General features: G+C 43.3%; 9 protein-coding genes. 6 read left to right on the plus strand and 3 right to left on the minus strand.

What is annotated here, in order from left to right:
• Positions 1-114 precede the first annotated feature (114 nt).
• Positions 115-444 (plus strand): hypothetical protein, encoded by a 330-nt coding sequence (locus NSQ50_RS06270; RefSeq protein ID WP_038569211.1) that lies wholly within the window; start codon positions 115-117, stop codon positions 442-444.
• A gap of 22 nt (positions 445-466) precedes the next feature.
• On the opposite strand, the gene NSQ50_RS06275 is transcribed toward NSQ50_RS06270, so the two are convergent.
• Positions 467-913 (minus strand): GNAT family N-acetyltransferase, encoded by a 447-nt coding sequence (locus NSQ50_RS06275; RefSeq protein ID WP_036679492.1) that lies wholly within the window; start codon positions 911-913, stop codon positions 467-469.
• Between the two features lie 591 nt (positions 914-1,504).
• On the opposite strand from NSQ50_RS06275, the gene ilvB reads away from it, so the two are divergent.
• The 5 genes from ilvB (at position 1,505) to NSQ50_RS06300 (ending at position 10,742) form a co-directional block, all read left to right on the plus strand.
• Complete coding sequence (ilvB, locus tag NSQ50_RS06280; RefSeq protein ID WP_036679490.1) at positions 1,505-3,247, plus strand: biosynthetic-type acetolactate synthase large subunit; 1,743 nt, start codon at positions 1,505-1,507, stop codon at positions 3,245-3,247.
• A complete protein-coding gene (gene ilvN / locus NSQ50_RS06285) occupies positions 3,244-3,732 on the plus strand; it encodes an acetolactate synthase small subunit (RefSeq protein WP_170914191.1) in 489 nt (162 codons plus the stop codon). The genes ilvB and ilvN overlap by 4 nt, the downstream gene beginning before the upstream one ends.
• A gap of 177 nt (positions 3,733-3,909) precedes the next feature.
• Positions 3,910-4,902, plus strand: coding sequence for a ketol-acid reductoisomerase (ilvC, locus tag NSQ50_RS06290; RefSeq protein WP_036679485.1), 993 nt, complete (start codon positions 3,910-3,912; stop codon positions 4,900-4,902).
• Positions 4,903-5,004: 102 nt separating this feature from the next.
• Positions 5,005-6,546, plus strand: a complete 1,542-nt coding sequence (locus NSQ50_RS06295) for a 2-isopropylmalate synthase (RefSeq protein ID WP_038569217.1) — start codon at positions 5,005-5,007, stop codon at positions 6,544-6,546.
• A 287-nt stretch (positions 6,547-6,833) separates the two neighbouring features.
• Positions 6,834-10,742, plus strand: a complete 3,909-nt coding sequence (locus NSQ50_RS06300; protein WP_340889083.1) for a collagen binding domain-containing protein — start codon at positions 6,834-6,836, stop codon at positions 10,740-10,742.
• Positions 10,743-10,809: 67 nt separating this feature from the next.
• Here the strand turns inward: NSQ50_RS06300 and NSQ50_RS06305 are convergent, their stop codons facing one another.
• Positions 10,810-11,955: a response regulator gene (locus tag NSQ50_RS06305; protein WP_051491105.1), complete on the minus strand. Its 1,146-nt coding sequence runs from the start codon at positions 11,953-11,955 to the stop codon at positions 10,810-10,812.
• Between the two features lie 84 nt (positions 11,956-12,039).
• Positions 12,040-15,144, minus strand: a complete 3,105-nt coding sequence (locus NSQ50_RS06310) for a hybrid sensor histidine kinase/response regulator (RefSeq protein WP_076225101.1) — start codon at positions 15,142-15,144, stop codon at positions 12,040-12,042.
• Positions 15,145-15,228: the final 84 nt, after the last annotated feature.

A 15,228-nucleotide genomic window follows, 5' to 3' on the forward strand; every position in this document is an offset into this window, starting at 1 on the left:
GGATAAACATTGAGGTAGGAGGGCAAGTGTACAGGCGAAGGTCCTTTCCAACGAATAGACTGTTTTGTAGATGATGCGAATGAGAGGCGTACAAAACATTTAGGAGGGGATCATATGACTAAGCCAGTTACGAAGAAGCAAGTTATGAGACTCGTAGGTAAGCAGATCATTGCAGTAAAAAAAGACGGTACTCAGGTGACAGGTAAACTGCTGCGTGTATCCGGAAATCGTCTGATATTACAACGCGTAAGTGGTAAAAAAGTACAAACCAAAGCAATCATTCCTTTAGTGTTGTTTGATTTGCTTGCCATTGGTACAGCACCTTATGCTTTTGGTAGTGGCTATGGCGGTGGAGTACCTTATGGTGGAGGTCCTGGCTATGGCAATCCTTATGGAGGCTATGGGTACGGAGGCACACCCTATCCACCTTTCGGATTCTTTTAAGTTCAGTTGAGTTTTGATTTAATTAGATGAACCTTTTTTCCAGTTCGTAACAGAAGCTTAGGGATTGATAACGGGCTACGCTGTAGCCCAATTTTTGATAAAAGGCAAGAGCTGCTGTATTTCCTAAATCGACGGATACCTTAGCCCGATGACATCCGCGTGATAGTGCAAATCGTTCTGCTCGATCCATGAGCATATTCCCCAAGTGTTTGCGCCGTGCTGCGGGTGCTATGGCTAACATATCGATATAAAGTAAATCACCATGCAGCAGGAAATGGACAAACCCCATTGGATCACTCTCATAGTCGGGACAGGCGACTAAGGTGATACCGTGTCCCAGACGACGGGGGATATCTTTTTTGATTTTGGCAATTTCAGTCTTTGGCAAATGAGATAATGGTACAAGCTGTCGCTCGATTAAATCAAGGATAATGACGTCATCCTGCTTGGGTCGACGATAACGGATCATAGAGCGCCCCCTTTCTACGCATTGTCGTACATCATATGTCGGGAGCGGGGTGGGGGTTCCCAGCACGTAGAAGTAGGAGTTGTGACAATATTAAAAATAAGGGTATTGACTTATCCATGTTAGGAATCATATAATGTGTCTAAACATTTTATCGAACATACATGTATCGGCAATGATGAGGACGAAGTTTTAAGGGCTCTTTTGCTCAGAGAGTGTGAGGATCTGCTGCAACCTCCACCGAAATCCCTTATATACGAGCTCACCTCGGAGCTGTTTTCCTGAAAGGTCCACTGGCTAGAGTGGTGGAATTATTAGGGGAAATCGTTTAGTCCGCGTTAGGGACTTCAGGTTACAGAGATTAGGGCCCTTGCCTACATCGATGGATTTTTGTATACCTGATAAGGCGTTGCATCGCGAGATGTAATGCAAACATGGGTGGTACCACGGAAGATCAACCTTTCGTCCCTCACGCGCTAATACTGTGCGTGGGAGGCGAAAGGTTTTTTTGTTTTATAAGGAACCATTTGCTGATGTATAAAGGACGGTCCGTCATTTGCATAATGAATGTTAAATATCGGAGGAGGAATACTGATGAGCGCGCAAATACCGGAATTACGGTCTACTGAGCAGTTAAAAGAAAAATGGATGGAGCCGGAGGTCATTTCCGGTTCCGAGATATTACTCCGCAGCCTTGTATTAGAAGGTGTAGACACTGTATTCGGATATCCGGGTGGAGCTGTATTGTACATCTATGATGCATTGTACGGTTTTACGGATTTCAATCACGTGTTAACACGTCATGAGCAAGGTGCTATTCATGCAGCTGACGGTTACGCTAGAGCAAGTGGCAAACCAGGGGTATGTATTGCTACCTCGGGTCCCGGAGCAACGAATCTTGTAACAGGTATTGCTACAGCATATATGGACTCCACTCCATTGGTTGTAATCACAGGTAACGTATTCTCCAGCCTGATCGGTACAGATGCTTTCCAGGAAGCAGACATTACCGGGATAACGATGCCAATCACTAAGCATAGCTACTTTGTAAGAGATGTTGAGGATCTCCCGCGTGTTATACATGAAGCTTTCCATGTGGCGAATACCGGTCGTAAAGGTCCAGTGTTGATCGATATTCCGAAAGACGTGTCAGCAGCGAAGACGTTGTTCACACCAGTGAAAACAGTGAATCTTCGGGGCTACAATCCTTGTACAGTTCCAAACAAACTGCAGCTTGATAAATTGGTTCGTGCGATTGCGGTTGCTGAACGTCCGATTATCATTGCAGGTGGTGGAGTTATTTACTCCGGAGCACATGAAGCTATGTTCGAATTCGTGAAACGGACAGAGATTCCAATTACTACAACCTTGCTGGGTCTCGGAGCTTTCCCTAGTGCAGAAGAACTTTGGATGGGAATGCCGGGTATGCATGGTACGTATACCGCGAATAATGCGATTCAACAGTGCGATTTGCTCATTAATATCGGTGCACGTTTTGATGATCGTGTTACTGGCAGACTGGACGGCTTCGCGCCAAAAGCCAAAATCGTGCATATCGATATAGACCCTGCAGAAATCGGGAAAAATGTATCGCCTGATATTCCGATTGTAGGCGATGTGAAAACTGTATTGGAAATGCTGAATCCTGAGGTTGGACGCGCATCTAATGCTGATGCTTGGAGAACACAGATTGCTCAGTGGAAGCTAGATCAGCCGCTTCGGTATAAGGATTCAGAAACAGAGCTTAAACCACAATGGGTGATTGAAATGATCAATGACACCACTAAAGGTGAAGCGATTGTCACAACGGATGTTGGTCAGCATCAAATGTGGGCTGCACAATACTATAAGTTTAATCATCCGCGTTCATGGATTACTTCAGGCGGTCTTGGAACGATGGGCTTCGGATTCCCGTCAGCTATCGGTGCACAGATGGCACATCCTGAACGGTTGGTAGTATCGATTAATGGTGATGGCGGCATGCAAATGTGTTCCCAAGAGCTAGCAATATGTGCGATTAACAATATACCAGTCAAAATTGTAGTAATTAACAATCAGGTGCTTGGCATGGTTCGCCAATGGCAGAATCTTATCTATGATAAACGTTACAGCTTTACAGATCTCGCAGGCAGTCCGGACTTCGTTAAGCTGGCTGAGGCCTATGGCGTAAAAGGTCTACGGGCGACGAATAAGGAAGAAGCACGTGATGCATGGCAGAAGGCACTGGAAACACCGGGTCCAGTATTGGTAGAATTCGTTGTTCCAAAAGACGAGAATGTCTACCCGATGGTAACTCAAGGTTCAACCATCGATCATATGCTGATGGGGGATGAATAACAGTGACAAGACATACGATTTCTGTACTCGTAAATGACCAGCCGGGTGTGCTTCAACGGGTGTCGGGTTTGTTCGGTCGCCGCGGATTTAATATTGAGAGTATTACGGTTGGCCAGTCTGAAGAGGTTGGATTGTCCCGGATGGTTATCGTTACTCTTGGAGACCAGCATACGCTTGAACAAATCGAGAAGCAGCTCTACAAGTTAATTGATGTAATTAAAGTCGTTGATCTTGGATCTAAGCCAATGGTTGCTCGTGAGCTGGCTCTGATTAAAGTGAATGCTGATCCAAGTGAGCGTCCGGAAATTATGGGCGTTGTAGAAACCTTCCGGGCTTCAGTTGTTGATATTGGCAGCACTACATTGTTAGTACAGGTAGTTGGAGATACAGTGAAGATTGATGCGATGATCGAGCTTTTGAAACCTTATGGAATCAGAGAGCTGTCTCGCACGGGTATTACGGCTATGGTACGCGGTAACTCTTAAATATTTTATTTTGCGACTTTAACGGATTACTGCTTGATTGCATTAATCTGATATGATATGAATGAACTTCCCGCTAAAGAGCGGGAGCTTGAGGAGCAGCTAGATCTTCTATGAATCCAGTTCTCTTGAAGCACCCGCTCTTTATGATGGGTCTCAAATTAAAGGAGGATATTGACAATGGCAGTTACAACGTACTATGAACAGGATGCAGAACTTAGTGTATTAAAAGGAAAGACAATTGCGGTAATCGGGTACGGTAGCCAAGGACATGCCCAAGCACAAAACCTGCGTGACAGTGGTCTTCAAGTTGTCATCGGTCTTCGTGAAGGTAAATCTTTTGAAACTGCGAAAAATGACGGTTTTGAAGTATTGCCAGTAGCTGAAGCAGTATCCCGTGCAGATGTTGTGCAAATCCTAATGCCAGATGAAACACAGGCTTCGGTATATAAAAATGAAGTAGAACCAAACCTTAAAAAAGGCGCAGCTTTGATGTTCTCCCACGGCTTTAACGTACACTTTGGACAAATCGTTGCTCCTAAAGATGCAGACGTGCTGCTTGTAGCACCAAAATCTCCAGGTCACATGGTTCGTCGTACTTATGTTGAAGGCTTTGGCGTTCCTGGCTTGATTGCTATCGAACAAGATGCAACTGGAAAAGCTAAAGAAATCGGTCTTGCTTATGCAAAAGGTATCGGCTGTACACGCGCAGGGGTTATCGAAACTTCCTTCCGTGAAGAAACCGAAACTGACTTGTTCGGTGAACAAGCTGTACTTTGCGGTGGTGTATCCGCACTGATCAAAGCTGGCTTCGAAACATTGACAGAAGCAGGATATGCTCCTGAGATGGCTTACTTCGAATGTCTGCACGAATTGAAGCTGATCGTTGACATGGTATACGAAGGCGGATTGTCCAGCATGCGCGATTCTATCAGTAACACTGCTGAGTACGGTGACTATGTAACTGGACCACGTATTGTAACTGAAGATACTAAAAAAGCTATGAAAGCTGTTCTGACAGATATTCAAGAAGGTAAATTCGCTCGTGACTTTATCCTTGAGAACCAATCCGGACGTGCTTTCCTTACCGCTACTCGCCGCAACGAAGCTGCTCACCCAGTAGAAGTTGTAGGTAGCCAATTGCGTGAAATGATGCACTGGATTAAGAAATAATCATAATCATACTTATGATTAAATAGTATTACCTTCAAATGCGGCCGTGACTTTGCGAGCCGCATTTGAGAGTTTCAGCACAATTTTTGGGAGGTGCTTAGCATGCGGAAAATTTATGTGTTCGATACGACACTGCGAGATGGAGAGCAGTCACCAGGTGTGAACCTCAACACGCGTGAGAAAGTGGAGATCGCTTACCAGTTAGAGAAGCTGGGAATTGATCGCATGGAAGCGGGTTTTCCTGCAGCTTCTCCAGGTGATCTAGCTTCTGTTAATGCGGTGGCAAGAGCTGTGAAGAACGTCACGGTAATCGGCCTTTCTCGTTCTAGAGAGACAGATATTGATGCTGTAAAAGAAGCACTACAGGGAGCGCAGGACCCTTGTATTCATATTTTTCTGGCTACATCTCCTATTCACCGCCAGCATAAGCTACGGATGGATAAGGCTCAGGTGCTGGAAACTGCACAGTCTGCTATCCGATACGCTAAAAAATATTTCCCTAAGCTCGAGTTTTCATTAGAAGACGCGGGCCGTACGGAGTATGATTTCATGGCTGAAATGGTCGGCATGGCTATCCGGGAAGGCGCTAATGTTGTTAATATCCCGGATACTGTAGGTTATTTGAATCCTTCGGAGTACGGAGCTATCTTTAAATATCTAAAAGAGAATGTGCCTGATATTGAACGCGTACAGCTTAGTGCCCATTGTCATAACGATCTTGGTATGGCTACAGCAAATACGTTGGCTGCGATTCAGAATGGTGCAGATCAGATCGAAGGAACGATCAACGGTATCGGTGAACGTGCCGGGAACACAGCGATTGAAGAAGTTGCGCTAGCGCTTGAGACACGGGCTGAATTTTTTGGTGCAAAAACATCGCTTACGTTATCTGAGATCTCTCGCACAAGCCGTCTGGTCAGCAAGCTGACAGGTATGGTGGTTCCAGGGAATAAAGCGATTGTAGGAGCTAACGCATTTGCTCATGAATCGGGTATTCACCAGGACGGGATGCTAAAAGAGAAAACTACCTACGAGATCATGACACCGGAGACTATTGGACTTAAAGAGAGCAAGCTGGTACTCGGCAAACACTCTGGACGGCACGCTTTCCGCGATAAGTTGAGTGATCTTGGGTATGATTTGTCCGAAGAAGAGCTGAACACCGCTTTTTCTAGATTTAAGGATTTGGCAGATAAGAAAAAAGAAGTATCAGATGAAGACATTTTGGCTTTGATTGAAGAGAAATTAATTGATACGCCAGAAGTCTTTAAGCTGCAAACGATGTTCGTTACTTATGGTAATGAAGCTGTTCCAACCGCCAAGGTTATCATTGCGGGTCCGGAAGACCAGCCGATTGTAGCTGAGGCCGAAGGTAATGGTTCAGTAGATGCCATCTACAATGCTATTGATAAAGCTACGAATGAGGAAGTTACCCTTGGAGATTATTCGATTAAATCGGTCTCCCGTGGTAAAGATGCGCAGGGTGAGGTTCATGTGGTGCTTTCGCAGGGAGAAGTAGCTGCACAAGGCCGTGGACTTAGCACCGATATTCTAGAAGCAAGTGCCCGCGCTTATATTGATGCGCTGAACAAGCTTCTGGAGAAGCGTAAGACTTACACCAAACGTGATCACGCTAGTCTATAAGATGTACAATGTTATTTTTATTTTCCACTAAGTAGTAAATACGACAGGGATATGCGAGTTATTGCGCATATCCCTGTTTTTTTTTGCAATAAAAAGATCTCCAAGACTGCAATAGGACGCTGTTCAGATTATGTATAGATGGACTATTTACAATAGTTGTTAGGTTGCAAATTTATATCATGAAAAAGAGTCAAGGAGGTTAATGCGGGGGAGTAGAGTACGGGATTCAAAGGATAAAGCTTAGGAAAAGCACGATAAACGGAGTGATAAAGGAGGCATTTTTAATAATGTTATCAAAAAAGAAAATTAGCGCATTGCTCGTAGTATTCTTGCTTGTGACGCAATGGGCTTACAGCTTTGGCTTTGGAGTCAATTCGCAGGCATATGCGAGTGGCAACGGTACTGTAATTGGAGATGACCTCATTACTAGTGTTACGCTTGCTGTATACACTGATGATAAATACACAAATACGGTTACAGAAAGCGTATATGAACTTGATTCCTATTCGGAATTGAACTATACATGGTCACTTCCAGATGGGCATGGATATAAGGATGGGTCCACCTATACCTTTGATCTTCCAACACAGTTTGAACTTTATAACGATCTGAATGGTGATCTTATTTTTGACGATGAGCCTGTAGGGACTTATACCGTCGACAAAAATACTAACCGCGTTGTATTTACATTTAATGCTTATATCGAAACTCACGATAAAGTGGGAGGGACTTTCTCCGTAAGGTCGCTTTTGAGCTCCAAGAAAATTACAGGCTCCACGAAGCAAACCCTGATTTTCCCGATACAAGGCGGTACTCAGACTATTGAGCTTAATTTTAAGCCGAAGGTTAGCTCTACTATAGAAAAAGACGGTTCGCCTAAGCCGCAGTATTATAACCCAACAAGCATCGCTTGGACGGTTGATGTGAATAAGGCACTGGAAAGCGTAAAAAATGCAGTTGTCACCGACACACTTCCTGCGGGATTATCACTGAATACGGTATCTATTGCTGTTTATGAACTTGATGTGAAGGTCGATGGGACTGTGAGTCTTGGCAATCTAGTGGACAGCAGCAAGTATGATGTGACAGGATCCACTTTGGGAGAGTTAAAGCTGAAATTTGCGGATAACCCGCTTACTAAGGCTTACCGGATTGGCTTCTCTACGGATATTACTGGTACTGGTGTAGATGCGAAAACCTTTTTGAATGAGGCAGTCTTAACAGGAGATAACGGATTTTCTAAAAAGGCTAGCACTACAGTTACAGTAGGACGTGGCAAACCACTATCGAAAGAGTCCATCAATTACGATGCAGCGAATCAGGTGATTTCCTGGGCTGTTAATTTCAATTACAATGAAAAAACAATTTTAGCGGCAAATGCTATTTTGAAGGATACATTCAATAACACCCAAGATCTAATTCTCAGCTCGGTTAAAGTTTATCCTGTAACGATCGACAGTAATGGCAACGGGGTTAAAAGCGCGGAAATCGCTTCAAGCGAATATACAATAACTCCAACAACTGCAACGGGATTAAATGGTTTTGATCTGAAATTTAACAATGATATAAATTCTGCCTACCGTATTGAATATCAGACAAAGGCAAATGGCAGAGTATTTGATGATGGCAAGATTACGAACAAAGTTACTTATGATGGAAAAACAGAAACGGGTTACAGTGATATCAAGCAGCAAATTCTCCATAAATATTATAGCAACGTTAATTATGCGACTAAGACCCTTGATTGGACTATCCAAATTAACGACGACAGCAAGACTATGGAAAATTTAGTGGTGACGGACACTTTTGGCAATGCCGGATTAAAGCTTGTTCCGGGTACATTAAAGGTTCAACCAACTAAAGGCGGAACTGCTACCGTCCATAGTGTTGTTTACAATGCGCATGATCCGGCTGCAGTAAACGATGGATTTGTGATTACTTTTAATGCGCCGATAAATGAGCCTTACACAATTACTTATACAACAAGCTTTAACTATGATTGGCTGGCTCCGGGCAAAACTCAATTCACTAATACAGGTGCACTCGATTGGAAAGAAACGGTTAATGGGGTGCAGGAGTCTAAGCATAAAGAAGCGACCGTAACCTTTAATCCAAGAGATGAGGTTAAAAACAATGGGAAGAAGAGTGGTTCCTACAATGCTGTAACTAAGGAAATCACTTGGAACATTGGGGCTAATTATAATCAGAAAACGTTAAACCAAGCTCAACTGGTTGATACCATTTCAGCTGGCCAAGTTGTAAATATGGATTCTGTGAAAGTGAATAAATGGGAGTATGGAAAGGATGGAAATCCTTCTCCTCAAGCTAGTGTGAATTCCGCGGACTATAAAGTGGAGCTGGATGGCAGTGAGCTGAAGGTGACATTTAATAAAACGATTAATTATGCGTTCTACGTCACTTTCAAAACAACGTTCGCGGATCAAGCGATTGATTCAAATGAAATTAAAAATACAGCTACGTTATATGATGGTACGAAAGTAGAGTCCGCTAAACTGCAAGCTTCTGTTAATATCCCTCAGGGCGGGGAATATGTTAACAAAGAAGGTGCGCAGGATGGCAATAAAATACATTGGACGGTTTACATCAACCGTAACCAATCTTTTGTAAAAGAAGCGGTAATTACGGATATTCCAAGCGACAATCAAATCCTGCTGTCCAATACATTCCATGTCTACAAAACGAAAGTTGCAAGCAATGGGGATGTAACATCCACCAACCAAGAATTGGTGAGTGGTACAGATTATAAGCTGGAAATCACAACGGATAATGACGGAAAAGAAAGCTTTAAGCTTAGTTTCCTGAAGGATATTTCCGAAGCTTATATTTTAAAATATGATTCCCTGATCACAGCACAAAACAATGATAAGGTAACCAATCAGGTTAGTTTTGATGGTAAAAACATCAAGGTAGTTCCAGGTGTAAGCACCGAGGAAATTATCGTTAAGCTCTCTAGCGGCTCCGGTACAGGAAGCGGCGTAAGAGGACCGTTGACGATTACCAAAGTAGAAGACGGGAATACCAGCAAGGTGTTAAGTGGGGCCGTTTTTGATCTGTATCGCGTAGTTGATGCCGATAAGATCTGGATTAAGGAAGGCACGACGGATACAAACGGGATACTTGAATTTACCAAACTGACAGGTGGGAAATATGTATTAATTGAGAAAACAGCACCTGCTGGTTATGTTCTTGATCAAACACCACATGAAGTGACTATTTCTTCGACGACAGGGATAAGCCTTCAGGTTAAAAACAAAGTTCCGACACCAACAGCAACGCCTATACCGACCGTAACGCCAGCACCAACGGTAACACCAACGCCAGCGCCAACAGTAACACCAACGCCAGCGCCAACAGTAACACCAACGCCGACAGCAACACCAACGTCGACGCCGACAGCAACACCAACGTCGACACCAACAGCAACACCAACGTCGACGCCGACAGCAACACCAACGTCGACGCCGACAGCAACACCAACGTCGACGCCGACAGCAACACCAACGTCGACGCCAACAGCAACACCAACGTCGACGCCGACAGCAACACCAACGTCGACACCAACAGCAACACCAACGTCGACGCCAGAGGAACCGACAGGTCCTATCTGGACACCATCACCGACTCCGGAAGTAGTCGTTACTTCTACGCCAACACCAACACCAGTTGTGGTGGCAACACCTTCACCAACACCGATGGTAACGCCAGTGTCGACAGCAACGCCAACAGCTACTCCAAGCCAGCCTGTGGCAACTAGTACGCCTGTTGTTCCGCAGGTAACTCCACCTGTGCAGAAAGAGATTACCAATGAAGATGTTCCTATTGAAGGTGAAATTCCACTTGGGGGAGTGCCAAGCCTGGGAGATGAGCCGGGACATGGTAAAGTAATTATTACTAAGGATGGCAAATGGGTCTACACACCTGATCCGGGCTATATTGGTAAAGATAAGTTCACCATTATTGTTACAGATGAGAATGGAAATGAAGAAGAAATCCTCATAGAAATTGATGTGGAGGAAGTACCAAAGGGTACAGTTACTAAGCCAGGAAATAACAGCAATAAACCGACTCAGCTTCCGAAAACGGGAGAAGACAGCGCATTTCCGATCTACTTGGTAGGTGGAAGTCTGGTACTACTAGGGTTTGTATTAACAAGACGATTCAAACGTAATAACTAGGAAGGTAATAATAAAGACACCCGGTTTTATCCGGGTGTCTTTATTATGTCTTGATAGGGTATTTAGCTCATCGCACTCTATGGTTAAACTGTTCCCATTGCTCGTACCAGTGCTCAACGCTGGCTGGAAGGCCAAGGTTAAGTTCCTTTTGGAACAAATCCTTGAGCAGCTTGTACTGCTCTTCCACAGCGGAACGTTCTCCAATACTGTCGTAGACCTTCATTAATCCTAAATGCCCTTGTTCAAAATAAGGCTGCAGCTGCACTACTCGTTGATAGACAGTAACGGCCTCGGCAATTCTGTTGCTTTCTATATAAAATTGGGCAATGCCCATTGCATGGTGCAGCCAAATGGTACGAAGGCGTTGCCGCTCACTTTCGGCCCATAAATAATCATAATCGTCAAAGTAATCTCCAGAATAAAGCTCGAATAAAACTTGATGCTCCGCACAATTAACTTCACTAATGGTTTCCAGAGCCAGAATCCCCTGTTCCCACTTATCTACATCGATCAACATTGATCCGGTTTCAAGGGTATAGCCTTCCCCCCCGCTAAGGTTGCTGATATGCAGGTCGACTTCATTCTGCTTTAAGCATTGCCGGACTTGATAAATTGTTGTATAGAGATGGGTAGAAGCCTTTTTCAGATTAAAGTCAGGCCACAGCAGTTCAATCAGCATGTCTTTACTTACAAAGCGGTTGCGATTATGGAGCAAAAAAGCAAATAACTCTTGGGCCTTAGAGGTTCTCCAACGCAGATTATTCAGAGATTGTCCACCTCGTTCAAAACGAAGCGATTGAAGACAACGAATGGTTACCTCTTCTGTTGCAATGATGAGTTTTGGGGCAAGTGACAATCTTTCTTCTAACCGTTGGACGGCCTTCAGTAGTCGGTCATTTCGCACAGGCTTCAAAATATAATCGAGCGCATTGATCTCAAAGGCTTCCACAGCATAATGGTTATACGCGGTAACAAAGATAATATTTGCGTTTGGACAGGTCTCTTGGAGCATCTCCGCAGCTTGAAGACCATTAATTTCAGGCATTTCAATATCAATAAAAATAACGTCAGGATGATAAGACGGAGCCTCTTGAATGGCCTGCGAGGGGTCCGTATAGGAAGCGGCTATATGTATGGATGGTATTTTTTTTAACATAAACTCTAATTTCACAAGGGCAAGCCGTTCATCGTCAACTAATATTGCCTGAATCATTATTAATCACCACTCAGATATAGTATTTTAGCCAAAAATACGTCGAATCCTTACTTGATATTTGGGTTCACAATAGTTTGTCTGTTAATCAGAAAGTTTTCGAATCGGATTTTTTTTGTCAGAAGGAATAATAAAACTCACAGAAGTTCCTTTCCCTTCGGAGCTTTTAATCTGCAGCCCTTTTCCGTAGACCCGCAACAGCCGTTTATGTGTATTTAAAAATCCGATTCCTCGTACATCATTAGACGGATTGCTGAGCAACTGCTGGAGTTGTTCGTTTTTCATGCCTTGGCCATTGTCTGATATCGTGATTTCAATATCGCCAGCTTGTTCCTTAATGGTTATGGACACCGTTCCTCCTTGGGAGCGACTCAAAATACCGTGCCGGACAGCATTTTCAACCAGTGGCTGTATAGTCAGAGGCGGCAGCTGAAAATGCAAGCTTTCCTCATAATCCCAATGAATGGTCATCCTATCTTCAAAGCGCTCCTTCTCTATGTAGAGGTAGGCATGAACAAGCTCAAGCTCTCGTTCAATCGGTATCATAGGCTCAGCATTCAGGAAATTGAAGCTTAAACGCAAATAAGAGCTGAAGGCATCCACAAGGTGACTCATTCTATTAATATCAAAAGAGGCCAACGCGGATATTGAATTTAATGTGTTGAACAAGAAATGTGGTTGTATTTGCGCTTGAAGATAGGCAGCTTCCACACGAAGCCGTTCGTTTACGGACTGTTTTAGATCTGTTAAGGAGCGTACACGGGCCTTCAGCTCTATTGCATTCATAGGCTTCATTACATAGTCATTTGCACCTGAAATGAATCCGGTATAAATATCTTCTGGTTGGTTTCGTGCCGTCAGAAGCAAAATGGGAAGCTCAGCAATGGTGTAACGTTCACGAATTCTATGCGCCAGTTCATACCCGGACATTTGTGGCATCATTACATCTGTAATAATTAAATCCCACTGAGCGGTATCCAGCAATAGTAAAGCATCGTTTCCGCTGGTCACCGTAACGATTTCATAGTCCTTGATGGAAAGTACGTTGGTAAGTATTTTTAGATTAACCGGATCATCATCTACAGCCAGAAGCTTGGGTCTCCTTCCATGGGCTGATGAAACGATACCCGGCGCGGTTAATTTGGATAAAGTGATCATAGATGGCGTGTCCGAGAATTCAGTCATAGAGGGCAGTTCTGAATTCAATACCCGGCTGGTTGAATCGTATAACGGCATTGTGAATGTGAAGGTAGTACCTTCTCCAAGTGTAGAGACTACACTTATTTTCCCGCCGTGAAGTTCAACTAACTGCTTGCTGGTGCTTAATCCAAGCCCGATGCCACCGCTAACTTCGTTCATGCTGGAGTCGCCCTGTTCATAGGGCTGGAAAGCTCTGAGCAACGTCTCCTCGTTCATGCCAAGACCAGTATCCGTAATATGAATCTGCGCCGATTTTTTATGAATATCTGCATGGATTCTTATCGTGCCTACAGTCGTATATTTAACAGCATTTTGAAGCAGATTGAACAAGATCTGAATGAGTCTTTTTTCATCAGCCACAATAGAAGGGAATGAATCTGGTATTTCTGAGATTAAGGTTAAAGATTTCCCTTCAATTAAGAATTTGAACATATCAAGCACACCCACTGCGAAGGATTGAATCTTAAGTTCTCTGAGCTGCAATTGTATATTGCTTTCACGGAGCTGGGATTGATCCAGCAGATCGTCTACCAGAAGGGACATACGTCTTCCAACGGTAATGAGCAGTTTTAAATTCTCAGCATTTTGATGCGTTACAGTGTCACGCTCGCTGTCCAGAACAGTTTCGGCAATGTTAATGATACTGTACAGCGGATTTTTTAATTCATGTGAGGTGTTAGCCAAAAAAACATCCTTTTGCGTAACACTTCTCTGCAGGCTGTGCGCCAGTTTTTCTGTCTCCTTAGTATTCCAGTGATATCGCTTAAATCCAAAAGTCGCAAAGCACAAAAAGGCGATAATTAGATCAAAAGGATAATAGGTAACGTTGACCCAGTTATAATTCTTGAACATTCCCCAAAGTGTGCTGTTAACGATGGCAAGCATGGATAACAACAGGAAAATAGAGCCTTCGTAATTTTTAACAATAGATCTCAGAAAAAGAATTACGACACCTAATGCTAAAACTAATAAATTTATGCCGAAAATCAGTGTGTGAAATTCATAATAGTGAACAACGGGTCCAAATAATATGAACAGGATGTCTACTATGGACAGGATGGTTAGGATACGAATACTTTTTATTTTTAAATCCGCGAACAAAAGATGTTTGCTTGTCTGCAGGATAAAAATAAATACAGCAATATAAGAGATAAAAAATAGTTTGAAATTCCATTGATAGTTCAAGGGAAGTACGTGCAATAAAAGCCTGTCATCATCTATGAGTACGGTAGTTATAGCGGATATTACCAGCAGAAAAAAATAGATCAACATCTTTTGCCGCAGCCCAATTATATATAAAATAACAGCATATACAGCGTGCAGCAGTAGAACAACACATAATAGCAACTGTAGGCTAATAGATAGCAGTCTTTCCTGTGTTAAAGCTTTTTCGCTGCCAAATACAATCGTTTTAGAAATTCCCCCCGTTTGGGAGAAGGAATAGTTGGCTACATGGATCACAATTTCAATCTCACTTTTATCGGTTGTAAAGGATACTGAATAAGGCAGTATGTATGGGATATAGTGCTCTTTATTCTCAGCAGGAGTGCCAGAGCTGCCCAGCCGTTCACCATTGATATACACTTCTGAAGAAGAGCGAGCTCCGGAAATGAGAAGACTATAAGATTGCTTCTTATTATTATCTGTAAGCACACGTAGTCGATAGGAGCCGTAGCCATAAGCAGATTTATCACTATCGCTATCGCTAAGTGCATCTTTCCAGTTCCCCGGGACTTGTATATATTTTGTAGGAGCAGAGGTTAGAGATTGTTCGTTGAATGAAGGAAGCAGCATACCCGGGTAGAACTCCCACTGCCCATCTAAAATAAGAAGTTTGTCCGGATTCATATTTTGATCCCGTAAATCCAACACCCCATTGATCAATGTTGGTTGTGTGGTGTGTGGAGAAATCATTACCCATAGGATACGAAATCCAGTGAGTATAATAAGAAACAATGCGATAATTAAGAAGAGTTTTCTTTTAGTCATAATAGTTAAACATTATTCGACAACAAACTATATATTCCTCTCTTCGGCCTATTTCAAAAAATTCAAAAAAATTTATGCATAGGT

The sequence above is a fragment of the Paenibacillus sp. FSL R10-2788 genome (genome assembly GCF_038003885.1).
In the GTDB taxonomy this organism is placed as follows: Bacteria; Bacillota; Bacilli; order Paenibacillales; family Paenibacillaceae; genus Paenibacillus_AQ; species Paenibacillus_AQ odorifer.